Genomic DNA, 25214 nt, shown 5'->3' with positions numbered 1-25214 from the left:
ATAACAGTCTTTAAACAGATAAAGATATCTTCTTCTATATCATTTTATTTATTGTAACGTATCACACAAAAACGCTATGCTTTTATTAAACCATTTTCTTTTAGAAATTGTTCGAACAATGCATCACCTTTATCCTCAATATCTTCATCATCAATATTAGACTCTCCAACCAACAAACCAAAATCATCATATTTTTCATATTTTTGTTTAAGTTTGATACCATAGCTTTCTTGATCAAAAAACAATAACCATTTCCCTGAATCTAAACTTTTAAAAAACACACCTTCATAATCTAAATCATTTTCATAATAGCCTACATGCAAATGCATTGTATCGTCTAAGTTAAGCAACGTTGATCTCCCCTTTAGAAAATAACATGATGATCTTTTAGATTAGGTGGAACATGATAATGCAGAACAGCAGGTCTTCCATGTTTTATAGGTGCATAATCTAGTCTGAATAGTGGTTTTTTGGTTTTTTTGCTACGTACCTGTATAATGCGCCTTCCTGATCCAGGGCCATCAATAATATAATTTTGAGGCGCCTTTAATGCTTTCTGTACATATGGTCTAGCTACTTTCCATCCTTTTTGCATTCCCTTTCAACGGAAAATAATAGCAAAATAAACAAATCATGAAAAGTATTACTAATAATATTCTTACTTTTAACAGATTTAAGTTTTGAAGGGAATTCACTGTTAATAGAATAAATTAAAAAAAAGTTGGAGCACCAATTGCAAAAAAAATTGATCCTATCATGGGAGATAAACCTGGATCCCCTGTCCAGGACGGTACGTCAAAAATATAAAGTATAGAAATTAATCAATACCCACCATAAAGTCTGTCCAAGATATTTAATACTTAATAATAGTATAACCATATCTTTAGTTAACAACTTTTGTTCAAAGATACTTGATGATAATAAATTAATAGGTCTTATTAATTTGAAAATGATAATAAAAAGTATAGTTGCAGCAGCCAAATTACCTGGTATCCCCATCGTTTTAAGAAATCCAAAATAGTCCATAAATACACACTTTTTCAATATTCTTCTTTATTAAATCGGCATTTTTTAGATTTTTTCAAGTAATTAGGAAGCTCTATCTTCTATTCTGTGAGAACTTGTATAATTTAAATTTGTGAACTGGCCATCACGTGTAGTGATCTCGGTTTTACCGTACATTGGTGTTTCAGCCAACACCACATTGTTGGAATGACCATCTAGGATAATGACTTTCACTTCTCCTTTGGTCATAAAGTTATCAATGGAGATATTTGAGTCCGTAAGTTTGTAAGGATTATTCATTCACAAGGCCTCCCATGTTATAATGAATTGTCGAGATTCATTAGAGCCGGAGCCTTGTGCTTCGGTTCTTTTTATTTGCCCTGAAGAGCTTGCAAATCACGTAAACACATTTTAAAGAAGTGTTCGTCCCTTAAATCTAAAGACAAATCAATCAAAGCCTTCAGATCATCTTCAGTAAGTGCCTCATCCAAATTTTCAGCCCAAGACTTTGGAACAACCAAGGTATTACCACTAAGGAACCTTACTAAAATGTCATCCTCGGCTACTTTAAGTACATAACAAGCTTTATTAAGTTGTTCTCTTTTTCCTTTCCTAGATGCTTTAATCCAGTCTCCTTCTAAGAATTTGTTTTTCATCTGATAATCCTCCACCCTTTCCTGATCCGACTAAGCAGTTCATATTTTTTAAGTGGTTCATAGAGATGAACACGATGTAAATCCTCTAAGCGATAAAGCAGGAACCACCGTCTTAATCGTTTGCGTAGCACCTTATGCATCCCCGTCTTCTCTTCCTCTTCTTTTTGATCATTCTCGTCAGAATCGTCTTGCACACTTTGAGGGCAATCTAATCATTAGCAGCTGCTTCTCATCTTTCTACATCGGTACAGCTTCGTTGGCTTGGACCTCATACTGGAAAAAATAGACACAGATTCAACGAATAAATATGAAGAGTATATCACCAAGATAATGGAGTGATTTTTTATCATTTTTTTGTGGGTGAATTGCGGGTGGCTGCTTCCTCATTTTGAAATATTAGAAACACCCTCAAAAACAAAATCCCCCTGAAGCCAATGGTTTCAAGGGGTTTCTTGATTAATACTGAGACATATATTGATCGCGTTCCCATGGGTGTACTTGGGTTCTAAACATATCCCATTCGATTTCTTTTGATTCGATGAAGTGCTCGAATAAGTGATCGCCTAGTGCGTTGACCATGACTTCGTTTGACTTGAGCAGCTCAAGTGCTTCTGCAAGTGTTGCAGGTAAGTCAGCAATACCGTTTTCAAGGCGCTCTTCTTTGTCCATGACATAGATGTTTCTGTCGATTGGCGCTGGTGCGTCTAGTTTGTTTTTGATGCCGTCAAGACCTGCTGCAAGTAATACGCTTAGTGCAAGGTATGGGTTTGCAGATGGGTCTACGCTGCGCACTTCTACACGTGTGCTGATGCCGCGTGATGCAGGGATACGAATCAATGGGCTGCGGTTTTGTGCACTCCATGCTACATAGCAAGGTGCTTCATAGCCAGGTACAAGACGTTTGTAAGAGTTCACCGTTGGATTTGTGACCGCTGTAAAGCTTGTTGCGTGCTTCACGATACCTGCGATAAAGTGTCTTGCCGTCTCGCTTAATTGTAAATCTGCTTTTTCATCAAAGAATGCGTTTTTACCATTTTTAAATAATGATAGGTTACAGTGCATACCAGATCCGTTTACACCGAACAATGGTTTTGGCATGAATGTCGCATGAAGACCGTGCTTTCTAGCGATTGTTTTCACAACAAGCTTGAACGTTTGAATGTCATCACAAGAACGGATCGCGCCTGCATATTTGAAATCAATTTCATGCTGACCAGGTGCTACTTCGTGGTGAGATGCTTCGATTTCAAAGCCCATTTCTTCAAGCTCAAGCACGATGTCACGGCGGCAGTTTTCACCTAAATCTGTTGGTGCAAGGTCAAAGTATCCACCTTTATCGTTTAGTTCGAGCGTTGGCTCGCCTTTTTCGTCTAATTTAAATAAGAAGAATTCTGGCTCAGGTCCAAGGTTGAAATCACTAAATCCTAGTTCTTCCATTTCCTTCAAGATACGCTTTAAGTTGTTACGAGGGTCTCCATCAAATGGTGTTCCATCTGGCTTATAAATGTCACAAATAAAGCGTGCAACTTTACCTTTTTCTGCTGTCCAAGGGAAAATAACAAACGTGTTTAGGTCTGGATATAGGTACATATCTGATTCTTCGATACGTACAAACCCTTCAATAGATGAACCATCAAACATACATTTGTTATCGAGAGCTTTTTCTAACTGGCTCACAGGAATCTCAACATTTTTAATTGTTCCGAGAATGTCTGTAAATTGCAGACGGATGTACTTTACGTTTTCCTCATTTACTAATTTTACGATATCTTCTCTTGTGTACTTTGCCATTTCGTAAAACTCCTCCCCTACAAAAGGTAAAATGTGTATAGCAATGCTTTTGCTAATTGGTTAACGGAAGAACCTTGACATATCCCCCTGCCTAAAGGTCGTTCCTTGTTGGAAACGTCCAGCCTGAATAAGTTCCTTCTTCAGTAGCTTCCTGAGTTCATCATCTGTCAAGTTGTGCTTCGCTGTGGTTTTCTCCTCTGTCTTTGTTTCAGACGATGGATTTTCTGCCTCAGCTTTGGCAAAAAGTTTTTTGATTCCTGCCATGTTTACACCTTGTTCGATGAGGTTTTTGATTTCTAGTAATTTATCAACATCATGGAAAGAAAATAATCGGCGATTCCCATCACTTCTAGCTGGAAATACTAAACCATTTTCCTCATAATAGCGAATTTGTCTTGCAGATAATTCTGTTAGCTGCATGACAATCCCAATTGGGAATAAAGGCATTGAGCGGCGAATGTTATCACTCATCTCAACTGTCTCCTCCTCTTTGCTTAAATTTATTATATGTCATGTTATATTATGTGTCAACGAAATGTTAGGAATATTAACATGGATTTTTTTATCGAGCAGGCACTTCAATAAAACCTTGCTCTAATAAGGCATCTACAGCACTGCAAATCGCATTTTTCACATGGGCATACGTGAGACCGCCCTGAACATAGGCTGTGTACGGCGGTCTGATCGGACCATCGGCTGATAATTCAATGCTGGCTCCTTGGACAAATGTGCCCGCTGCCATAATAACATCGTCCTCGTATCCCGGCATATAGCTCGCATGCGGTGTGACATGACTGTTAATCGGTGATGCATATTGAATGGCCTGACAAAATGCAATCATTTTTTTAGGGTCTCCAAATTCTACAGATTGAATCAAGTCGGTTCTTTTCGCATTCCACGACGGGTTTGTTTGGAACCCGAGTTTTTCAAGAAAACGCGCTGTAAACACGGCGCCTTTTAAACTTTGTGCAACAACATGCGGTGCTAAGAAAAATCCTTGATACATTTCCTGGAGCGCATACAGCGATGCACCCGCTTCACTGCCGATGCCTGGAGATGTCATTCGATAAGAGCAAGCTTCTACCCATTTTTCTTTTCCGACGATGTAGCCGCCCGTTTTGGCAAGGCCGCCGCCTGGGTTTTTAATGAGAGAACCTGCCATAAGGTCTGCGCCCACATGACACGGCTCTTGTAATTCAGTAAATTCACCATAACAGTTGTCAACAAACACTATGATGTCCTCATTGATGTCTTTCACAAATGAAATCATTTGTTCAATTTCTTCTATTGTAAAGGATGGTCTTGAAGCATACCCTTTAGAACGCTGAATCCCGATGACTTTTGTTTTTGGGGAAATAGATTCTTTGACTTTGTCGAAATCGACAGATCCATCTTGACGCAAATCAATGGCTTTGTAATCGATCTGAAAATCTTTTAATGAGCCTGTCCCTTCTTTGCCGCGAATCCCGACAATCTCTTCTAGGGTATCGTAAGGTTTCCCCGTCATGTAGATCAATTCATCGCCAGGTCTTAGCACACCGAATAAGGCGATGGAAATGGCATGTGTTCCAGAAATGATCTGCGGGCGTACAAGACCGCTTTCCCCTCCAAATACATCCGCATAGATCTTTTCTAACGTGTCTCTTCCCATATCATCGTAGCCATAACCAGTTGTCGGGTTAAAATGAGAGTCACTGACTTTATGTTTCCGGTAGCTTTCAAGAACCCGCCACTCATTTTGTTCGCTCTTTCGATCAATTTGCTGATGTATTTGTGAAATGTCTTGTTCTGCTTCTGCTGCTATTTTTTCTAAAATGGTGCCATGTTTTAAAGTGTGAAACATCGTGATTTAATTCCTTTCCTACAACATATACTTCTTGATTTGTCCTAATATGGTTTGCTCCTCACCACTAAATCCAGTGATGTCATAAAGCTCTGCTTCCTTTTGAAATTCCAATGATTCCACCAAGGTTTCTGACTTTAAGGCAGATATGAGTTTTCCTTCATATGCCGGAATCCTTACATGATATGGCTTTAAAAAATCTTTTTTCAGTTCGGCCATGATATCCGCTTTTAACCGCTTCACATCTTCCTCGCGCCTAGCACTGATTAAAATGTGGCGCTGCTTTGAGGAAGGGATAAAATCCGGCCGGATTTGGTCTTTTTTGTTATAGACAGTCAGCATCGGAATACGGTCAGCTTCTAATTCTTCTAAAAGCTTATGAACCGTTCGTTCGTGCCCTTCATAATCCTCATTTGAAGAATCGATCACATGAAGCAAATAGTCTGCTTCTTTTACTTCTTCAAGGGTGGAACGAAATGCTGCAATCAGTGTGGTTGGAAGGTCTTGAATAAAACCAACTGTATCTGAAATCAGCACACTGTAGCCAGATTCAAGTGTCATTTTACGCGTCATTGGATCAAGTGTGGCAAACAACAAATCTTCTTCATGACTATCCGCTTCTGTTAACTGGTTAAACAATGTAGATTTCCCGGCATTTGTGTACCCGACAATAGCGATTTGGAATACGCCATTTTTCTTACGGCGTTCGCGGTATCTTGTGCGGTGTTCTTTGACTGCAGACAGCTGTCCGTGAATTTCGTGTATGCGGTTTCGGATATGACGTCTGTCTGTTTCAAGTTTTGTTTCACCTGGACCTCTTGCGCCAATTCCGCCGCCTTGTCTTGAAAGGCTGATCCCTTGTCCACTCAGCCTCGGCAAGGCATACTGAAGCTGGGCAAGCTCTATTTGCAGCTTCCCCTCTCTTGTACGGGCTCTTTTTGCAAAGATGTCTAGAATCAATTGCGTACGGTCAATAATTTTCACATCTAAGGCAGTCGCCAAAGCTTTTAACTGGCTGGGCGAAAGCTCGTCATTAAAAATAATAACCTCACAGTCTAACTCCTCGCAAAGCACTTCAAGCTCTTCCACTTTCCCTTTCCCGATGTAAGTCGCGCTGTCCTGTCTATTTCTTTTTTGCGTCATAACGCTGACAGCTTCACCGCCAGCTGTTTTGGTTAAGGAAGCTAATTCTTCCATAGAATATTGAAAGCGTTCATCCGTTATATGCGGCAGTTGACAGCCGACAAGGATCGCTTTTTCGATCATTTCATGTTCATTCAACGTCAGTTGTTTCCTTTCTGTACTTAAGTTTCAGTAGTACCATCATACCAAACACATCACACGTATACCACCATTCGGAAGGTTTAATTTCTTGTCTCTTTACAAAAAGGATACGCCATTTCAAGAAGGCGTATCCTCTTTCATTTGCAGATCATGGCTTTTAATCGTAAGTAAATCTTTTTTATCATAATGATCCACAAGAAGCAGCCTCATCGCCTGAGTTCGGATCGCTTTTTCAATGGTGTTTCGTACAAAACGGCCGTTACTGAATTTGGCAGGACTCGTTGTGCTCTTGATGTGCATTAAATAGTCTCGCAGTTTCCATTCTGCCTCTTGGGTAAAGACATATTCCCGATCGGCCATCATTCGTTTTGCAATATCCATCAGCTGATCGACCGTATAATCAGGGAAGTTGATATTGATCGGAAATCTCGATTGCAGACCAGGGTTTAAAGAAAGAAAATGATCCATTTCCTTGGAGTAACCAGCTAAAATGAGAATGAATTCATGCTGCTTATCCTCCATATGTTTTACAAGCGTATCAATGGCTTCTTTCCCGAAATCCTTCTCTCCTCCGCGGGCAAGGGAATAGGCTTCATCGATGAACAAAATGCCGCCTAGTGATTTTTTAATCAAATCTCTTGTTTTTTGAGCTGTATGTCCAATGTACTCTCCAACAAGATCCCCTCGCTCTGCTTCAATTAAGTGCCCCTTTGAAAGAACATTCATTTCAAAGAAAAGCTTCCCGACAAGCCGTGCAACCGTTGTTTTCCCTGTGCCGGGATTTCCTTTAAACATCATATGAAGCGCTTGCTTTCCTACCTTTAATCCTTGTTCTTGTCTTTTTTGATTCACAAAAATCCAAGCATAAATTTCTTTTATGTTTCGTTTCATTTCATCCATTCCGACAAGGCTGTTCATTTCTCGTTCTATTTCTCGTAAGATGCTGTGTTTGGCCTCATTTTTTTGCAAGGCCTCTAAGTATTCTGCCTCTGAATCTGCATCAACCAATACTTGCTTCTGTCCATTAAGTATAATGTTGATTTGGCCGTTATTTTTATATGTGACAGCTCGCTCCAACGTATTCACCTCTCGCTCTTCTCTCTTTACTCTATTCGGGTGGAGCTGTAATCGTGACAATCGCCCGCATTAGATCGGTTTACTGTCAAAATGACCCGAGATACCGGTTATTGTAGGGGATTGTGCGGTTTCCCAGGAAATGATGTGCTATTTCCATTGTATTCATCCATTTCGGGCGGACAAACCAACAATTTGTTTTTTCTTAGAAAAATGGCGCCTTTTCATCCCAAATTGTGCAGAAAAGAGTCTCAATGATTTCCGCATTTTGTACAGGCAATTTTTCTATTTCCTCATAAAATAAAGATGAGGTGATGAATAGATGGTGAAAATTTTTATTGATCCTGGCCACGGAGGAACAGATTCTGGAGCTGCTGCTAATGGACTTTTGGAGAAAAATATCACACTGCAAATTGCGCTTTTTCTGAGAGATATGTTGATTAGTGAATATGATGGGGTTTCCGTCCGCTTAAGTCGTTCAATTGACCAATCCGTCACGTTATCCCAGCGTACGAATGCGGCAAACAGCTGGGGAGCTGACTATTTCGTGTCTATTCATATTAATGCTGGCGGAGGCACAGGTTTTGAAAGTTATGTGTACCCTGGCGTTTCAGCACCAACCACCACGTATCGCAATGCCCTTCATGATGAGATTGTCCGCTCCGTTGATTTTGCCGACCGCGGCAAGAAAACGGCGAACTTCCACGTTCTTCGGGAAACTTCTATGTCTGCTATTTTAACTGAAAACGGTTTCATTGATACGGCAGCTGATGCAAATAAGCTCCGTAACGCTACTTTCCTTCAAAGGATCGCTCGTGCTCATGCCATTGGATTAGAAAAAGCCCTTCAATTGAAAAAAAAAGCAAGTAACCTATATAAAGTACAGGCCGGGGCTTTCAAGGTCAAAGCCAATGCGGATGAACTAGCAGCTACACTCAGATCCAAAGGGTTTGAAGCGCTGGTCGTACTGGATAGCGGCATGTACCGAGTCCAAGCTGGCGCTTTCCGTTCAAAGCAAAATGCAGATGACCTCGTCGCTCGATTAAAGCAGGCCGGTCACGACGCATTCGTTTTTCAATAATCTAAAAAACAAACCGGCTCAAGTCATCTTTAGAGCCGGTTTGTTGTCTATCCAATTATGCTAAAATGTTCACGACAAATTGAGACCATGTTTCAAGACGATCGAAGTACTCAGGCTTTTTCAAATCTGTTACTTTCATCCATTTTCCTGAGATTTGATCTGTTTCTTTTACTTCTACATGAGCACCCGGCGATAATTCAAGGGCTGATAATAGTCCGATGTGCACACGTCCGACACTGTTGTCATCATCATTGATGAGCCCAAGGGTTTTCATTTCAAGTTTGTCTTCTTCTTGAATCGAAAGTTCCTCGTCCAGTTCACGATCGGTATTTTCTTTTAGAATCTCAGCAAATTTTTTTCCTTCAATGAAATTCATATGACCGCCAAAGCCAAGAGATAATTTATGATGTAAGCGAGTCTCTCCCCCGCCTTGAAGTCTTTCATATACATACACTTCGTCCTCACGCTTAATCACAACATAAGGTATCGGCTGTTTGAAGTCAGGATTTTCTTCTGCATCGCCTCTTCGCATCTGCTCGAAGTGCTCTTCGATTTCTTTCATAATGGTGCTGATTGTTTTCTCTTCACTATTCACACCATTAAACGCAAGTGTTTCGTTTTGGAACACGCGTGCGCGCGGTGCAACTAAAATCATTTCGTCCATTTTTCCCATGTTCGGTAACCTCCAGTATGTAACGCTTTATCTGAAATGGCAAAAAGCCAAAACGAGTGATGCGTTTTGACTTTTGCGTTTTACTTATGATTCATCTCCAAAGAAGAAATCGTCATCTTTTAACGGCTCAACTGTTGCTTTTTTGTAGCCGTTCCCTTTCATCGAGAAGAAGTCATGAGACTTTGTTTTTGTATTGAGTCCGTTCAACACAATCGGGTTAATCTCTTCTTCTTCAAAGTAAGGGGCAAATCCAAGGTTCATTAACGCTTTATTGGCATTGTAACGAATGAACTTTTTCACATCATGCGATAAATTGACTTGGTCATAAATATCCTCTGTGTAATGAAGTTCATTTTCATAAAGCTCATTAAGCAGATCGATAGAGAAATCATAGAGCTCTTTTTGCACGTCAGGTGTTTGTTTGTTGTAAATTTCTTGTGCTAACAATCCAACATAAACACCGTGAATCGCTTCATCGCGCAAAATCAAGTTAATGATTTCACCACTTTGCATAAGCTTTCCTTGACCGTAGAAATATAGCGGGTAGTAAAAGCCGCTATAGAATAGGAAGCTTTCTAAATACACGGAAGCAACCATTGCTTTAAATAAGGAGATCGGGTCATCCTTTTGAATGGAACGGTACAGACCTACAATCATATCTGCTTTCTTTTGCAAGAATTTATTTTTCTTGACCCATTCAAATACTTCACTAATCGTTTCAGTCGGTGCAAGCGTCATGAAGATATTTGAGTATGATTTCGCATGAACTGCATTTTCCATCATGGCCATAAAGTTTAACACGGCTTTACGCTGATGGCCGTCCACATGTTCAGCCACTATCGGCATTCCTGTATTTCCTTGTTCTGTATCAAGTAACGTCAGTCCAGCCAGTACCTTCATGTACGTATCTTGCTCTTTTTCGCCTAAATATTTCCATGTTAAGAGATCCCCGTTTAAGGAAATCTCCTCTGGAAGCCAGAATTGCTTGACGTTTTGATTGTAAAACATTTGTGTAAAATCGTCTTCGTGTTTTGACCAGTTGGCTGCATCATAAATTTTTGTCACGTTAAACTCTCCTTTAATCAAACAACACAAGAAAGACAGCCTTCCTGCCCTGTATCCTTCGTTCTTGCATAATAAAGTGTCTTAATGCCTTTATGGTGTGCATAAAGATCGATGCGATTTAAGTCACGCGTTGTCATCGTATCTTTTAGGAATAATGTAAAGCTGATTCCTTGATCGACGTGCTGCTGAATGGTTGCGATCATATCGACCACTTTAAACATGTCCATATCGTATGCTTCTTTATAGAAGAACCAGTTTTGTGCTGAAAGTCCTGGCATTGGATAATACGTTTTGCTGTTTCCGTATGTTCGTTCTTCGATACGTTCCATAATTGGCATCACAGACGCTGTTGCCGATTGAACATACGAAATAGAACCTGTTGGCGCAATACATAATCGATAGCTATGGTACATGCCATTTTCCGCTACAAAGTCTTTGAGTGCTGCCCAATCTTCTTTTGTTGGAATGTGCATGCCTTCAAATAGCGCAGCCGCTTTTTCTGTTTTTGGAGTGAAATCATTTTCTACGTATTTATTGAAGTACTCACCTGTTGCATAACCAGAGCCCTCATAACGGTGGAATGTTTCCCTTTTTTCTTTTGCAAGCTCACTTGAACGCTTAATGGAGTAATAGTTCACCATCATAAAGAACGTATTAGCGAAATCTCTTGCTTCTTCACTTTCATAAGCGATTTGGTTTTGAGCTAAATACCCATGAAGGTTCATCGCACCAAGTCCAATTGACTTCATCGCTTTGTTCGCTTTTCTAACAGCTGGTGCATTGCGGATATCTGTTGTTTCAGACACAAGTGTGAGTGAGTCCGTTGCAAGCTTGACTGTTTTTTCAATGGATTTGTTTTTCATCACGTTCATGATATTTAAAGAACCAAGGTTACAAGAAATATCAAGTCCGATCTCATCATCTTGATCATAGTCCGTGTAAGAAGAGACTTCTGATGCTTGAAGTACTTCTGAGCAAAGGTTTGAGAATTTCACACGTGAAATATGGTTCAGTGCGTGCTCTCTATTCACATTATCTTGGAACATGATATATGGATAGCCTGATTCTGAGCGCAGAACAGCTAATTTTTCAAGAAGTTTTCTCGGATTGACTTTTTCTTTTTTGACTTTCGGGTTTTCTACAAGCTCGTCATACATTTCTTCCATATCCATCTCATCAAGATGCTGTCCATAAGCTTTATAAACTGTATGAGGATAGAATGTGTAAGCTGTTTTATCTTCTCTAGCAAGCTCGATAAATTTATCTGGGATGACGACACCGATCGAAAGTGTTTTCACACGAACATCTTCATCCGCAGAGATTTTTTTCGTATCTAAGAAATCATTAATATCTCTGTGGAATATATTCAGGTACGCACTGCCTGAACCTTGTCTTTGTCCCATTTGATCTGCATATCGGAATGCATTATCAAGAAGTTTCATGACGCCTACGACACCTTTGGTCGCATTTTCTACATCTTTGATCGCTTCACCTTTCGCACGAAGCTTTGAAAGGTTCAAGCTGACGCCGCCGCCTAATTTAGAAAGCTGCATGGAAATATCAATGGCTCTTGAAATATCGTTTAATGAGTCATTCACTTCAAGCAAGAAGCAGCTCACCAGCTCACCACGTCTTTTACGGCCTGCGTTTAAGAATGTTGGTGTACTTGGCTGATACTCTTGGTTGATCATCAGCTCCACAAACTCAAGTGCTTTCTTTTTGTCTCCGCCCGCAAAGAAAAGAGCCACAACTGAAATGCGGTCTTCATAGCGTTCAAGGATTTTCTTTTTGTCATTTGTTTTCAGTGCATAATCATTGTAAAACTTAAACGCACTCATAAATGATGGGAATCTAAATTTCTTGGCATATGCAGCTTCAAATACTTCTTTAATATCTGACATGCTGTATTGTCTTAAAAATTCTTCCTCATAGTAGTCGTTTTCTATTAAGTAATCAATCTTCTCTTCTAAGTTGTGAAAGAAGACTGTGTTTTGATTAATATAATCTACGAAATAACTATGTACAGCTTCTTTGTCCTTGTCGAACTGAAACTTTCCTTCTTTTTGAATCATAATCTCGTTATTTAATTGTATCCACTTTGGAACCTGATTTTGTGACAATTCTTTCTACCTCCTGTGTAAACAATTCAACATCCCTTTTTGTTCCGCTTAGTTCAAAGGTGTGCAAAATAGGAACTTGATATTGTTTAGAAATCGTATCGGCGCTTTTGGCAAAGTTATCTCCCCACACTTTGTTCCCGCTCACCGCTACACCTAGTAAAAGGTGCGCATTTTTCTCTAAAAATGACTGCGTGGTACCAGGGACTTGTCCAAATCCTGTCGTAAAGGTGACGAGAATAAACGGCGTATCCAAAAACTCTTCTCCAGTCAATTTTCGTTTGTCTGTAAAAGGGGTCTTGTCCAAAAAGCGTTGAACATTTCCTGTTTTTGAATCAAATACGATTTGAATCAATTCCATCACGACCTAGTTTTTAGTATTGTTGATCATTCCGTTATTCACTATATATAGTATACTATGTTTTTTTAAAACACAATATATAGATGCTCAAAACGAAAAAAATCAACCAACCCGGCCGAACATTCATAGCCGAACTCGTACGTTCAAATAAATAGAGCAGAGCAGGTTCTAAAAATAGACTGCCCTACTCCCTATTCAACTGAAACCGAAATCTATCATAACACGAAAAAAAATCGCTTAGTAGACTAGACTTTTTGTTTTATTTTTTGTAGGCATCGCACTGTAAATCTTCTGACACTTCTGTTATTTCCACTTCAACACCTAATTCTTTCAGCACCGCTTCAAGCGCAGAGACGATCGAGGCTTCTCTTACTAACTCTTTCCCGTTTACAGAAACGCTTGTTCCATATTCGAAACAGGAGTCATCTTCACAAGTTTGTTCCCAATGATTAATTTTAATTTTGTGTGTCATGAACTCATCCTTTTCTGTCTAGATGTCTGATGCATGATTATAGTGTAGCGACTTCACAATCATTTGTAAATTTACGTGCTTACTCTTCATCGAAGTCTTCACTATCACCATCATCTTCATCCCATTCATCTATGTACTTTGAGGTAACGAGCGTCAGCTCTCCTTCTTTTTCATCAAACCGGTATACATATACTTCATCATCTTTCACAACAGCAATGTGATTATTTTTTAGCGCAACAGATGATGGTAAAAGACCATCAACATGGCTCCGATCACGCTCACCAGAATGGTTATGCCAACTTTCTTGTCTCGTTTCGATGTTCGAGATGGCGCATGATCCAAATAAGACAACGATTCCAATCAAAAGAAGAATCACTCGAATCCTTCTTAATTCAAGCTCTGCATTTTCCATATAAATCCCCTCACCTTTTCAATGTCCAATAAGGATTTATACGCAGCTTAGACAGAAAAGTTTCATGGCATGCAAAATAGCCCCTCTGCACTGACAAAAAACGTAGCGGGTTTCGGCCGGTTTATTCGCAGATGCATGGGGCTATTGGTGAAAATTGGTGTTTATTCTAATTCAAGATTTACATTTTTTTGAGGTGCAAATGTTGAAATCGCGTGTTTATAAATAAGCTGCTGCTTCCCTTCTGTCTCAAGCAGCACCGTGAAATTGTCAAATCCCTTTACTTGACCGCGAAGCTGAAAGCCATTCAGTAAAAATACGGTGACAAATGTATTGTCTTTGCGGATCTGATTCAAAAATTGGTCCTGAATATTAATCGGTTTCATGTTTCGTCCTCCTTGATTCTGATAACTACAGTTTCGCTTTAAGTCCAAGCTTTCCTGCTATATATGCGAAAATTTCCTCTTTTTTGTCTGAAAAGTGGCAAGGTGGTGTCATATCAAACCAGGTGACATCCATTTTATTACGGAACCACGTAAACTGACGCTTCGCATATCTTCGGGAATTTTGTTTTAATTGCTGGATGGCTTCATCAAGTGAGCAGTTGCCTTGAAAATAGGCATACAACTCTTTATAACCAATCGCTTGAACAGACTGACAATCTTTCAAACCAGATTGATAAAGTGCGCTCACTTCTTCAATTAAGCCTTCATCTAACATCATATCAATTCTTTGATGAATGCGCTCGTACAAAAGCTCTCGGTCCATTTTCAGCCCAATGAAGGCAGTGTCATACAGAGGAACTTCTTGATGCCCGTTTTGCATATCAGACATTTTCTGACCTGTTGTATGGATGATTTCAAGCGCCCTGATCACGCGGCGGACGTTATTCGGATGAATCGCTTTTGCAGCCTCAGGATCGGCTTCTCTTAGCTTTTCATACAGCTTGATCGGTCCATGCTGCTGCTTAAACAGCGTCATCTCTTCTCTAAAAGCAGGATCACTTTTCTCATCAGTAAACGTGTAATCATATAAAACAGACTGAATATATAGCCCAGTTCCACCAACAATCATGGGCGTTTTCCCTCTCGCAGCAATCTCTTTGATTTTTAAGCGGACAAGCTGCTGAAATTCAGCTGTAGAAAACGATTCGTCCGGCTGTTTAATATCGATTAAATGGTGCGGAACGCCTTCCATTTCTTCCAGGGTGATTTTCGCTGTGCCAATATCCATCCCTTTATAGATCTGCATCGAATCCCCGCTGATAATTTCTCCATTAAATGCTTTCGCTATATCAATGCTCAGCTTTGTTTTTCCGACAGCCGTCGGACCTACTAATACAATCACTGGTTGTTTTTTCATAACATCACTCTCTTTTACAAACTGCCTACAGTATAGCATAACTTCTCTTTCTCTCCTATATACTCCTCGTCACCAGCCAAGTGGTTCATTCCCGACCACTTCATATGTCTTTCCTTTTAAACGGTGCTTATGCGTCGGCCTTTCTTCATCTGGACTGTAAACGACTCCCCCGTATGGAATCGGGACAGAATCGGTATAGGCAGAAAACGTGACTTCCTCAATTTCATGATAGTGCGTCCCGTCCACTCTTGGGATAGCAGGTCCAGTGACGCCATAATATCTATGGAAATGCCCTCTTTCAAACGACGTGATCCCCCGGTAATAATGAGTATGTCTGTCAGTACTGCTTCCATTCACAGGCTGAGAAATACCTTCTATTAAATGATAATGTTCTTCTGTTACATCCGTTCGCGCTTTATAAGCATGAGCATGAGGTGGACATTTAGCCCAATCAGATGGATACAGGCCCATTTTTTACATTCCTCCTTATTTTAGGCATTCACCCAAACACATGTAGGCCATTCGAATACACTGATGTCAGTTACAGTGATTTTATGTGAAAGGAGCCTTTTTTTATGAATTATTTTGACGCACCGTTTGTTCAAGATGAGATGAGAAGACCTTTTGGATTTGGACGCCCTGGATTTGGTTTTGGAAGACCTGGGTTTGGATTTGGACGCCCTGGTTTCGGCTATGGGAGACCTGGATTTTTTGGACCGCCATTTTTAGGTGGTTTTGCTGGAGGGCTTCTAGCTGGGTCGCTCCTCGCTCCAGGATATGGCTATGGTTATCCTTATCCACCGCAATATCCGCCATATGGACCATACCCTTATTATTAAAAATGACAATTTAGTGAAAACATCCTCTTATAAAATGAATCGATTGACACGTTTGTTTTTCATAGGTTAACATTTACTTTACCGACCGTTCAGTAAAGTAGGTGTTTTTTTTATGTCTAAAACGAAAAAAGAACAAATTTTTGAAGCAGCAGCTCACACCATTCTAAAAGAAGGATTGGGTCAGCTCACCCTTCAGCAGGTGGCAGAACATGCAAATATGACCAAAGCCGGACTACTGTATCATTTTTCGAGCAAGGAAGAACTGATCCAGCAGATGAATGAGCATGCGGTTGCCTCTTTTCGTCAGCAGCTTGACACGTATCAGGAAACATACAAAAACGAAAAGGCGCCTTATGTACGTGCCTATATATTGGCCACATTAAATGATCTTGATAGGCAAAACACCACACAGCTATGTACAAGTATGCTGGCAACCATGTCATTTGATGAAGCGTTATTAAATCCTTGGCGTCATTTTTATGCGGAATTTAAAGAAAAAGCAGCCGAGGAAATCAATGATTCTGCACTTAGCCAGCTGATTCGTCTTGCCTGTGATGGCATATGGTTTTCAGAAATGTTTCAGCTTGAACCATTGAATCGAGAGGAAAAAACCCTTTTACTTCATCGAATTTTACACATTTTAGAGGAGGGATGATGATGATCCTCGGATATCTTTTTTTGGCTGTCGCCATTTTTTCAGAAGCGATTGGGGCAGCGATGCTGAAACTATCAAATGGTTTCACACGCTTTAAACCTAGCGCTGTCGTTGTCGCTGGCTATACACTTGCTTTTTACATGCTGTCATTGACCCTAAATATCATTCCACTTAGCATGTCTTACGCCACATGGTCTGGGGTCGGTACTGTCCTCACGGCTTTTTTTGGCGTGCTCTTTTTCAAAGAAACCTTAAACCGTAAAGCACTTATTGGAATGGCAATGCTTGTTTCAGGGGTCGTACTATTAAATATGTCTTAAAGGATGTGAAGTGATATGAAAGGAATGCTTTATTTAACAGGAGCCATTTTGACAGAGGTTTTTGGCAGTACAATGCTGAAGCTTTCGCAAGGTTTTACACAGGTGCTGCCGAGTATGGGAGTGCTGATCGGATTTGGGTGCGCCTTTACCTTTCTCAGTTTGGCACTCAAAACAATTGAGCTGTCATCTGCATATGCCACTTGGTCTGGGGTCGGTACAGCACTTACTGCTCTTGTGGGCCTCGTGCTATTTAACGAAACCATTCATATGAAAGGATTCATTGGTCTTGCACTTGTCATATGCGGCGTCATTGTCTTAAATCAATCCAAAAAACAAAAGGAAGAAAAGAAAGAACCACTCGATCAAACCGAATGGACGTCATAAAAAAAGTCATTTTCTCCATTAATCAAGAGAAAATGACTTTTTTATCTTAATAACCAGCTTTGATGGTTTCTTCTAAAGAAATATGGACATTCCCTTGCACAGCTCTAGAAATCATACATGAGCTTTCAGCTTTATGTGCAAGCATACGAGCTCGTTCTATGTCCTGTGCAGTAGCCGACTCTTTGAGAATGATGACAGGACGGTGAATGATTTTCTCATATGTAAACACACCGTTTGTCACATCGACAACTGCCTCAGAGCTCATCAATAGATCCTCTTTCTCTAATTGACTCCGCTCCATCATGGCTGCAAGTGTAATGATATAACATGTAGCCGCTGCACCTAGGAGCATCTCATCTGGATTTGTTCCAATACCCGGTCCATCCATTTCTTTTGGAATGGAAATCTTCGTCTTTAACTGTTCACATTCGATTGTCCCCACATCGTTACGCAAACCAGGCCAGCTCGCTTGAAGATGAAAATGATGACGTGCCATATCTGTCTCTCCTTTTGTTATCACTTTTTATAGTGTAACAAGAATTCATCTTGCTGTCTTAAGATGTGAACCATCCTTACGTATATTCTTCATCCAGCACCGTTCGAATCGCCCTGACATACCGGTAGAACGTCTCGTTTTTTGTACTCGATCGCTGCCGAAAATCGAAACTGTCAAATAACGCTTCCCGTTGACTTCTACTAATCTCAAGCTGTACACTTTGCCCTGTTTTAGTAAGATTATTAATATTATGATTGCTCGTTCCGCTTAGGGTTGCGTGTGCAACTGCAAGTTCAGCAGAAAAACCGTTGCGCTCTAATGAGTTCACGATTTTTTCAGCACGGTCATAGTCTGTTCCGCCAACAAGGGTGTGTTCAATTCCCGGCTCCCCTCTATACCCGTGAACAGCTAATACATAATCATGTGCTTTTGCCTGTGCGACTCCGATTGGTTCATCAAAGTTTGTACTTGTAATATGAAGTTCTGATGCATTTTCTCTAAAACCTTCAAATAAGTACGTAGAAAAATCATTATCAAAAAAATGGACAATCTCACTAACGCCGCCTTCGATTCTCCCGCCATGAGGCGACATTACTAGAAGACGGCTGCCGGGCACTGGATTGGATGTGATTTGATAATGATCTGTTGATTCATTCTCTTCCAGTTCTTTAAAATTACGATACATATCATTTGAACCGCTTTCGTCTTCTCCACCTGATGACACTGGCTCATCATGTTCCTGTGCTTGCATGGTATAATAGACGCCCCATCCGAGTGCAAGCAGGAGAAGCAAAGCAAAAAACTTCTTCATTCCCGTTCTCCTTTAACAGATTTCTAAGCCGTTTCTATGATTAATATTGAATCATCATTTCTTTTCATTTTTTCCACTTTTTCTCTTCAAATTTGATCATAACACTCTAGATCATGAGATTCCTCAAAAATAAGATAATTGCATTTATATACACAGAAACGCCTCTCCTGATTGAAAACAGAGTTAGAATAGTATGACAAACAAATGAAGTTATGTTTAAAATGACCTAGTCCTACCCAGTCTGTTTTCTTTAATTCGTCTTTTTTTTATGCGAATTTGATTTTTTTCATCTGGAATGAATCACATTTGTATGAGCATTGACCCTGTCTAGAACCCCCCTTTTTTCTGCAGAATCCTCTGTTTTACTGGTTCTCTAAGAAGAACTCTCCCACCTATCATCGGCAGTTTTGATATGATTTCCACCTTTTTCTATTATTTTACAAAATGTAAACGCTTTTTCTTTTTGGAGGAAATGAGTCAGACGCCAATATGAACAAAAGAAGGGACAAGAATCCGAACGAAGATGCTGTCATGTTCATAACGTAAGAGTGTACGAGAATTGAGAGCTAGAATGGAGGGCATCACATGTTTGGATTTTCCATGGTACAAATGGTCAGAACACATGCTAGTAAACTGGATCAGCCTTTAAGAGAGACCGTCCTTCACCTCTATAAACCTTTTAAGTGGACACCTTGTTTTCTTCATCGTTTTTTTGAAGGAAGGTTAAAGAAAAGAAAGCAGCTTCGGGTCATCATTGAATTTAAGGAAGATGCAGTCGAAGCTGGCATTCAAAGTACAAAGCAGCTAATGAAAAAAAGTAGAAAAACAAACATCAAAAAACACTTTTCACACATTGACTGCTGCGCAGCTGATCTTACCCCTGCTGCTTTAGAGGAACTCTTAGCGAATGGGGAGCATATTCGCAAAATATATTTAGATAGACAGGTACATGCACTACTGGATGTGGCGACACAAGCAAGTCATGCGGATGAAGTCGTTCGAAATGGCACGACCTTAACCGGTGAAGGCATTACGGTTGCTGTCATTGACACGGGCGTATACCCACATGAGGACTTAGATGGAAGAATTCGCAACTTTGTAGATTTAGTCAAACAAAAAACGAAACCTTATGATGATAACGGTCACGGAACGCATTGCGCTGGGGATGTGGCTGGAGACGGAGTTGCCTCAGACGGCTTATACAAAGGACCCGCTCCAAAAGCCAATATCATTGGGGTAAAAGTGTTAAATAAACAAGGCGCTGGATCACTTTCTACTATTATAGAAGGTGTTGAGTGGTGCATACAGTTCAACGAAGACCATCCTGATGACCCAATTCACATTATCAGTATGTCACTAGGCGGCGATGCGCAGCGTTATGATGACGAACAAGACGATCCGATGGTGCGCGCTGTCAATGCAGCTTGGGATCAAGGGATTGTGGTATGCGTTGCTGCTGGGAACTCCGGCCCTAACAGTCAAACGATTGCTAGCCCTGCCGTGAGTCAAAAAGTCATTACGGTCGGAGCCTATGATGATCGAAATACACCCGAATCAAGTGACGATGTCGTGGCACCATTTTCGAGCAGAGGTCCAACGGTCTACGGTGAAACAAAGCCCGACCTCCTCGCACCAGGAGTCAATATCGTCTCTCTTAGATCACCAAGATCATTCCTAGATAAACTAGATAAATCAAGTAGAGTCGATGATGATTATACGACGTTATCTGGCACTTCGATGGCGACGCCTATTTGTGCCGGTATCTGCGCACTATTATTAGAGCATTCACCAGATTTAACACCTGATGAAGTCAAAACTTTATTAAAAGAAAATACAAGCAAGTGGTCTGGAGAGGACCCAATGATTTACGGAGCAGGTGCCATCGACGCAGAAAAAGCCATCCAAGAATAAATAAAAAAGCCCTTTACGTTTTTCGTAAAGGGTGTTGTTTTGTCTGTTTTTATGTGTGAAGTCTTTCTTCTACTTGAGCAGCTGACATGTTATGCTTCGTTCTCATACATCTCATCTCCTTTTTGAATGTGCGTACGCGCTTCGATCACAATTTCAAAAAAAGTGGAAGATTCCTTGTACATGTCGCGTTCCTTATAATAATTAGCCGCATCAAGTGCCAATTCCTCTAAATCAGCAAACATTTTTTTGTTTCGTAGTCCCAAAAGGGCTGATCTCAATTGTTCAGAGCTGTCTGTTTCTATATAGAGTGCCTGTAAAAATTGGAATTTCAATTGATAAATTTCATCTCCCAATATAGAGGCCTGATTCATGCCTTCCTTTATAGCCTCACTCGCTCGCTCCATATCTTCGAGTTTAAAACAAGTAAGAGCCAGTGAAAACAATGATTTGATCATCGTTGCAGCTTGATCTTTTTGATAAAGTGAAATGGCTTGTTCAAAGAAGACAGTCGCTGTATGATAGGTTCCCATACTATAATGACAAGTTCCTAAGTTATTGAGGGCCATCGCCTTAAAATAAGATGTGCATTCTTTTCTTTCCATTGCTTCACACACTTTTAAAGCTTTTTCTAAATACGGGAGCGCTTTTTGATGCTGACTTACATCAATCCAATTACCTGCCATCACAAAATCGCATTGAATGCTTCTTTTTCCATAAAGCTGATGTTTCTTATAGATGTCTCTCGCTTTTTTCGCATAATGCATAGAAAAATAGGTTTGTTTCATATGATAGTATACTTCAGCAATTTTATAATAAAATTCCGCTTTTTCGATCTCATCTGTCACTAAGATCAGCTGATGTTCCGCATGCTTATAATAGGAAATGGCTTCGATATAGCGGTGCTGGATAAATGCATACATTCCATGGAAAAAATGAAAGTAATAGCCCATTAAACCCGTCAACTCGTCTTCTGCCTCTTCAATTTCTTTTGGAAAAGAAACCGCTTGAAGCGATTCATTCCCTGCATGGACTGGCGTTAAGTGCTGAAGCATCATTTGATGGCGAAAATCCATGAGAGAATAATAGAGTAATAAATCTTGGTCTTCTTCCATCTCATGAATGTCTTCTTCAACAAGGCGCTTCATATCGTTTGCCTGATCAACTTCAAATTTGCAAATATGTGTGTACCATTGATTGATTTTTACACCTACTTCGGAAGATGGTATTTTGTGTGCCATCCACTTCAGCCCCATTCTATCATATCAAACTGATAACTATTATTTTACATAATTTATGATTTTAAGGCAAATTGTCATTTATTTCATATTTTATGTTGATTTTGCACATTTCTATCTTTTTTACCAAGTTTAAAGAGAGTACTTTTGCCCATCAAAACCTTTTTTCTACGAAGAAGGGTCGAATTCTCTAAGCACTTCTTTTAAACCACTGACATAGCGACTAAATGCTTTTTTCTTTCCTTTTCTTGTATCGAAGTTGTCAAAAAAGGCTTTTCTCTGCGCCGTACTAATTTCTAACTGGACACTTTCCCCACTTGCATTTTGATTATTAATGTTGTTTGGATCCGTTCCAGAGAGGCGTTCGCCTTTTTGCACGAGCTCTGCGGAGAAGCCCCGGTCTTTTAGTTCTCGCACAACCGCTTTTTGCATTTTTTCGTTTGTCCCGCCCACAAGTGTATGTCTTCTATCACTGTTATAACCGTGGATAGATATAGAAAAGGGATATGTTTTAATCATTTGAACCAAAATGGGTTCATCGAATTTTGTACTAGTGATATGCAAGTCTCGGTTGTTGTCTTGTTTTGTCCCTTCAAATAAATACGTAGAGTACTTTTTTTGAAATGCTTCTACAATTTCACTTGTTCCTGGTTCAATTTCGCCGCCGTGAGGAGAAAAGACAAGTAAGTCACTTCCGCCTTTTTCGTGAAATTCTATCTCATAGCCGTCTCTTTCATGCTGTATGAGTTGTTTAAAACTTTCATATTGATCACCTTTTTTTCGCTCTTTCTTATACTTTTGTACTTCTTCATGATGTTGCTTTTGCTCTTTATTTTCTGGCATGGAATGGCTGCATTTCACCATTAAAAGAGCACACAGGATGAGAAAGATGAATCCACATATGAGTAGTCTTTTCATTTCACCGCTCCTTTTCATTCTCTTCGATGTCATCTTATCGCATTATTTTACTATCAATCGCTAAAAGAATTCAAAGAATGTCCGGCTCCTTTTCATAATCAGGAGAACTTACCTGTTTTTTTATGTTGTCCTAGGTATTTTCGGCTTCTTTAAAACGGTTCATGTGCAAGTAAAAACTAAATCCTATGACCTCATTTTAGTTTTAGTCAAAAACACCTACAAAATTGGGAATTTTCATCTTTTTTCAAATAAAAAAGCTGTAAACAAAAGGAATATCTCCTACTGTTTACAGCCAGTCTCTGTATATCGAGCATTAAACTCTTAATTCATTCTCTAATGCTGTCAGCACTTCATCTTGCGACATGCCTTGTGCAAGTGAAATTTCGCTCACTAACATGCCCCGTGCATCTTCAAGCATCTTCTTTTCGCTAGAATTTAAAGCTTTTTTCTGATTACGTCTCATCAGATCTTTGACAACGTCTGCGCCATCTTCAATCGAACCTGTTTTTAGCTTTTTCAGATTTTCATCATATCTTTGCTTCCAAGTAAGCGTGTCGTCGTTTGTTTCTTCTGCAAAATTGTTCATCACAACTTTCAGCGTAGCTTGATCAGCTACCGGACGTATACCTAGTTGATTGATTCTGCCTCTTGGGATCATCATCTGCATATTCGGCATTTGAATCAGAAAATATTCCTCCGTCTTACCTAAAATCTCTTTTTCTTCCATTCCTTCAATCACACCGGCTCCATGCATAGGATAAACAATTTTATCACCTATTTGAAACAAATCCGCCACCTCCGAAAGTATTCACAATATGATTATAACACATTTCAGCAGAGGATAAAAATTTATATTTTATCATGTTAATTTAGCACTAGTCAATTCTTTTTATTTGAGTTTTTAAAGAATTAGCCTTTTTTTACAAAAGGAGCGCCACCATCCAGTCCTCGTACACCTTTCTTGCATATACTAGCATTGAGTCACATTTAGGAGGGATGACAATGTGCAAATGCAAGAGCAAACATTCCCACTCAAAATGCTATAAAAAGCATGACGATCATCACCATATTGATCCGTGTGAAAAAAAGAAGTTTTATCATAAAAAAGATGATTGGTTTGAGAGCGATTTTTGGGATACTTCAAGAAGCTACGATCCCCATTATTATCCTAAAAGTGTCTGCAGCAGATGTAAGAAGCGTCGCAGAAAAAGACATAGCTTCTCATTTTAGTGTTTGACGCTGCACCTGATTTTTGTTTTCCCGGCTGAAAAGCCGGTTTTTTTGTTGGATGTCGTTCTTTTCTTTCATATGGATAGGCTCATGAAACAGGTGCAGTTCATAAGATATGGCAACCTGAAAAAAAGGATGAGATACAAAATGAACAATATGAATAACCAAACCAACCATTACCATCAAGGAAATCCCTATCACACGTTTGAAAATGTGTATACAGCCAATCATGAGCATGTGATCGCACCAAACATGCATGACCCTATGAATATGCCAAATCATTATCATACCGGTAAAAAAGATGCTTATAGCGGACACCATCCGCATCATCATTCAGCCTATTCCCCTTTTATGAAGCAGTATGAACCCTATTCAAATGTACAGATGAACGATCACCATCACTTCGGTCACTACGGCGGTTATGGTATGGCTCCCTACCAGCCATATGGCTATCATGATATGAATATGATGATGCCGGCAAATCATCATATGACAGGAAATGCTTACGGAATGAACCAATCAAATGCATTCCTACCCCGTTATTACTAAAAAACAAGCAAAATAAGGGTATAAAATACCATTTAATGACATATAGGAATATGGTAACCTTATAGGTAAATAATGGATGCAATCATCTATTATTTACCTATAATCAATCAAGGGGGAAGGAAGAAATGAAGAAAACATGGACAATGATTATGATGGGGATGCTTACATTGATCATGGCACTCTCAGTACCGCTAGCCGCATCAGCTGAAGGGGCTAAAACAGAGGAAGGCAAAGCTTCAACGAATGCACGACCAGCTGCCCTTTATGCAAAAATCACAGGAGCAAGTAAACAGGAATGGTCTTTTTCTGACATTGACCTAACTTACCGTCCAAATTCTGTTCTTAGTATTGGTGCAGTTGAATTTACTTTACCAGCAGGTTTTCAAGCCACAACAAAGGATATTATCAATGGAAAAGCATTAAAAGACAGTTACATTTTGAACAACGGAAAAACTGTCCGCATTCCAGCTCGTTTCGATTTATTCGGAAGTTCCCAATATACATTACAACTTTCACATAAAGTACTTCCTGCTGCAGGTACATATACGTTCCGCGCAGAAAATCGTGCGATCAGCATTGGTTCCACATTTTATGCAGAGGATACGATTGATATTAATAAACGCCCAGTTGTCGTCACACCGCCAAATCCTTGCGGATGCTAAACAAAAAAGCG

Annotated in this window: 30 protein-coding genes; 8 read left to right on the top strand and 22 right to left on the bottom strand. The window is 39.8% G+C overall.

Features of this window, described 5'->3' with window-relative positions; genetic code table 11:
* Positions 1 to 74: 74 nt before the first annotated feature.
* The 8 genes from NST57_RS09265 to spoVK form a co-directional block, all read right to left on the bottom strand.
* Positions 75 to 350, bottom strand: a complete 276-nt coding sequence (locus NST57_RS09265) for a DUF3986 family protein (protein ID WP_142155135.1) — start codon at positions 348 to 350, stop codon at positions 75 to 77.
* Positions 351 to 1089: 739 nt separating this feature from the next.
* Complete coding sequence (locus NST57_RS09260; protein ID WP_142155134.1) at positions 1090 to 1305, bottom strand: XtrA/YqaO family protein; 216 nt, start codon at positions 1303 to 1305, stop codon at positions 1090 to 1092.
* 71 nt (positions 1306 to 1376) lie between these two features.
* Complete coding sequence (locus NST57_RS09255) at positions 1377 to 1661, bottom strand: hypothetical protein (RefSeq protein WP_142155133.1); 285 nt, start codon at positions 1659 to 1661, stop codon at positions 1377 to 1379.
* A 456-nt stretch (positions 1662 to 2117) separates the two neighbouring features.
* Positions 2118 to 3452: a type I glutamate--ammonia ligase gene (glnA, locus tag NST57_RS09250; protein ID WP_335373675.1), complete on the bottom strand. Its 1335-nt coding sequence runs from the start codon at positions 3450 to 3452 to the stop codon at positions 2118 to 2120.
* A 60-nt stretch (positions 3453 to 3512) separates the two neighbouring features.
* Positions 3513 to 3923: a MerR family transcriptional regulator gene (locus NST57_RS09245; RefSeq protein ID WP_007499423.1), complete on the bottom strand. Its 411-nt coding sequence runs from the start codon at positions 3921 to 3923 to the stop codon at positions 3513 to 3515.
* Between the two features lie 91 nt (positions 3924 to 4014).
* Positions 4015 to 5295 (bottom strand): methionine gamma-lyase family protein, encoded by a 1281-nt coding sequence (locus NST57_RS09240; RefSeq protein WP_046343581.1) that lies wholly within the window; start codon positions 5293 to 5295, stop codon positions 4015 to 4017.
* Between the two features lie 18 nt (positions 5296 to 5313).
* Positions 5314 to 6576 (bottom strand): GTPase HflX, encoded by a 1263-nt coding sequence (gene hflX / locus NST57_RS09235; RefSeq protein ID WP_341298424.1) that lies wholly within the window; start codon positions 6574 to 6576, stop codon positions 5314 to 5316.
* Between the two features lie 120 nt (positions 6577 to 6696).
* Positions 6697 to 7656, bottom strand: a complete 960-nt coding sequence (spoVK, locus tag NST57_RS09230) for a stage V sporulation protein K (protein WP_008344008.1) — start codon at positions 7654 to 7656, stop codon at positions 6697 to 6699.
* Positions 7657 to 7975: 319 nt separating this feature from the next.
* On the opposite strand from spoVK, the gene NST57_RS09225 reads away from it, so the two are divergent.
* Positions 7976 to 8734 carry an N-acetylmuramoyl-L-alanine amidase gene (locus tag NST57_RS09225; protein WP_341298423.1) on the top strand — a complete coding sequence of 253 codons (759 nt, stop codon included), beginning with the start codon at positions 7976 to 7978 and terminating at the stop codon, positions 8732 to 8734.
* 55 nt (positions 8735 to 8789) lie between these two features.
* On the opposite strand, the gene NST57_RS09220 is transcribed toward NST57_RS09225, so the two are convergent.
* The 9 genes from NST57_RS09220 to NST57_RS09180 form a co-directional block, all read right to left on the bottom strand.
* Positions 8790 to 9407 carry a hypothetical protein gene (locus NST57_RS09220; RefSeq protein WP_007499431.1) on the bottom strand — a complete coding sequence of 206 codons (618 nt, stop codon included), beginning with the start codon at positions 9405 to 9407 and terminating at the stop codon, positions 8790 to 8792.
* 84 nt (positions 9408 to 9491) lie between these two features.
* Positions 9492 to 10472, bottom strand: coding sequence for a class 1b ribonucleoside-diphosphate reductase subunit beta (gene nrdF / locus NST57_RS09215; protein WP_024720404.1), 981 nt, complete (start codon positions 10470 to 10472; stop codon positions 9492 to 9494).
* Positions 10473 to 10489: 17 nt separating this feature from the next.
* Entirely contained in the window at positions 10490 to 12592 is a 2103-nt protein-coding gene (gene nrdE / locus NST57_RS09210) for a class 1b ribonucleoside-diphosphate reductase subunit alpha (protein WP_142155128.1), read from the bottom strand.
* The gene (gene nrdI / locus NST57_RS09205) at positions 12552 to 12944 is read right to left on the bottom strand and encodes a class Ib ribonucleoside-diphosphate reductase assembly flavoprotein NrdI (protein ID WP_017359034.1); all 393 of its coding nucleotides are present in this window, start codon (positions 12942 to 12944) and stop codon (positions 12552 to 12554) included. The genes nrdE and nrdI overlap by 41 nt, the downstream gene beginning before the upstream one ends.
* 265 nt (positions 12945 to 13209) lie before the next feature.
* Positions 13210 to 13422, bottom strand: coding sequence for a hypothetical protein (locus NST57_RS09200; RefSeq protein WP_003212415.1), 213 nt, complete (start codon positions 13420 to 13422; stop codon positions 13210 to 13212).
* A 79-nt stretch (positions 13423 to 13501) separates the two neighbouring features.
* Positions 13502 to 13834, bottom strand: coding sequence for a YmzC family protein (locus NST57_RS09195; RefSeq protein WP_142155127.1), 333 nt, complete (start codon positions 13832 to 13834; stop codon positions 13502 to 13504).
* Positions 13835 to 13995: 161 nt separating this feature from the next.
* Positions 13996 to 14217 carry an RNA chaperone Hfq gene (gene hfq, locus NST57_RS09190; RefSeq protein WP_003211269.1) on the bottom strand — a complete coding sequence of 74 codons (222 nt, stop codon included), beginning with the start codon at positions 14215 to 14217 and terminating at the stop codon, positions 13996 to 13998.
* A 25-nt stretch (positions 14218 to 14242) separates the two neighbouring features.
* A complete protein-coding gene (gene miaA / locus NST57_RS09185; RefSeq protein WP_142155126.1) occupies positions 14243 to 15193 on the bottom strand; it encodes a tRNA (adenosine(37)-N6)-dimethylallyltransferase MiaA in 951 nt (316 codons plus the stop codon).
* 69 nt (positions 15194 to 15262) lie between these two features.
* The gene (locus NST57_RS09180; protein ID WP_007499437.1) at positions 15263 to 15664 is read right to left on the bottom strand and encodes a YmaF family protein; all 402 of its coding nucleotides are present in this window, start codon (positions 15662 to 15664) and stop codon (positions 15263 to 15265) included.
* Positions 15665 to 15768: 104 nt separating this feature from the next.
* Here NST57_RS09180 and NST57_RS09175 point away from each other — a divergent pair, with 104 nt between their 5' ends.
* The 4 genes from NST57_RS09175 (at position 15769) to erbB (ending at position 17391) form a co-directional block, all read left to right on the top strand.
* Positions 15769 to 16032 carry a spore coat protein gene (locus NST57_RS09175; protein WP_142155125.1) on the top strand — a complete coding sequence of 88 codons (264 nt, stop codon included), beginning with the start codon at positions 15769 to 15771 and terminating at the stop codon, positions 16030 to 16032.
* A gap of 112 nt (positions 16033 to 16144) precedes the next feature.
* The gene (locus NST57_RS09170) at positions 16145 to 16687 is read left to right on the top strand and encodes a TetR family transcriptional regulator (RefSeq protein ID WP_142155124.1); all 543 of its coding nucleotides are present in this window, start codon (positions 16145 to 16147) and stop codon (positions 16685 to 16687) included.
* Between the two features lie 2 nt (positions 16688 to 16689).
* A complete protein-coding gene (erbA, locus tag NST57_RS09165; protein ID WP_142155123.1) occupies positions 16690 to 17007 on the top strand; it encodes an SMR family multidrug efflux transporter EbrA in 318 nt (105 codons plus the stop codon).
* 15 nt (positions 17008 to 17022) lie between these two features.
* Entirely contained in the window at positions 17023 to 17391 is a 369-nt protein-coding gene (gene erbB, locus NST57_RS09160) for an SMR family multidrug efflux transporter EbrB (RefSeq protein WP_341298422.1), read from the top strand.
* 46 nt (positions 17392 to 17437) lie between these two features.
* Here the strand turns inward: erbB and NST57_RS09155 are convergent, their stop codons facing one another.
* Positions 17438 to 17887 carry an SACOL1771 family peroxiredoxin gene (locus NST57_RS09155; protein WP_142155121.1) on the bottom strand — a complete coding sequence of 150 codons (450 nt, stop codon included), beginning with the start codon at positions 17885 to 17887 and terminating at the stop codon, positions 17438 to 17440.
* Between the two features lie 76 nt (positions 17888 to 17963).
* Positions 17964 to 18698, bottom strand: a complete 735-nt coding sequence (locus tag NST57_RS09150; protein ID WP_073414213.1) for a poly-gamma-glutamate hydrolase family protein — start codon at positions 18696 to 18698, stop codon at positions 17964 to 17966.
* 585 nt (positions 18699 to 19283) lie between these two features.
* Here NST57_RS09150 and NST57_RS09145 point away from each other — a divergent pair.
* Positions 19284 to 20609 (top strand): S8 family peptidase, encoded by a 1326-nt coding sequence (locus NST57_RS09145; RefSeq protein ID WP_341298421.1) that lies wholly within the window; start codon positions 19284 to 19286, stop codon positions 20607 to 20609.
* Between the two features lie 89 nt (positions 20610 to 20698).
* Here the strand turns inward: NST57_RS09145 and NST57_RS09140 are convergent, their stop codons facing one another.
* The 3 genes from NST57_RS09140 to NST57_RS09130 all read right to left on the bottom strand — a co-directional run bounded on the left by NST57_RS09140 (position 20699) and on the right by NST57_RS09130 (position 23549).
* Positions 20699 to 21847, bottom strand: coding sequence for a Rap family tetratricopeptide repeat protein (locus NST57_RS09140; RefSeq protein WP_341298420.1), 1149 nt, complete (start codon positions 21845 to 21847; stop codon positions 20699 to 20701).
* A 165-nt stretch (positions 21848 to 22012) separates the two neighbouring features.
* Entirely contained in the window at positions 22013 to 22762 is a 750-nt protein-coding gene (locus NST57_RS09135) for a poly-gamma-glutamate hydrolase family protein (protein ID WP_142155118.1), read from the bottom strand.
* A gap of 313 nt (positions 22763 to 23075) precedes the next feature.
* On the bottom strand, positions 23076 to 23549 hold the full coding sequence (locus tag NST57_RS09130; protein ID WP_142155117.1) for a CarD family transcriptional regulator: 474 nt from the start codon (positions 23547 to 23549) through the stop codon (positions 23076 to 23078).
* 590 nt (positions 23550 to 24139) lie between these two features.
* Between NST57_RS09130 and NST57_RS09125 the strand changes: the two genes are divergently transcribed.
* Both NST57_RS09125 and bslA read left to right on the top strand, forming a co-directional pair.
* Positions 24140 to 24541, top strand: a complete 402-nt coding sequence (locus tag NST57_RS09125; RefSeq protein WP_341298419.1) for a hypothetical protein — start codon at positions 24140 to 24142, stop codon at positions 24539 to 24541.
* Between the two features lie 125 nt (positions 24542 to 24666).
* Entirely contained in the window at positions 24667 to 25203 is a 537-nt protein-coding gene (bslA, locus tag NST57_RS09120; RefSeq protein WP_142155114.1) for a biofilm surface layer hydrophobin BslA, read from the top strand.
* Positions 25204 to 25214: the final 11 nt, after the last annotated feature.

Origin of the sequence: Bacillus sp. FSL M8-0077 (assembly GCF_038050255.1) — a bacterium.
Classification (GTDB): domain Bacteria; phylum Bacillota; class Bacilli; order Bacillales; family Bacillaceae; genus Bacillus; species Bacillus altitudinis.
Note: the sequence above shows the minus strand (reverse complement) of the source record. Positions and strands in the feature narration are given on the sequence as shown.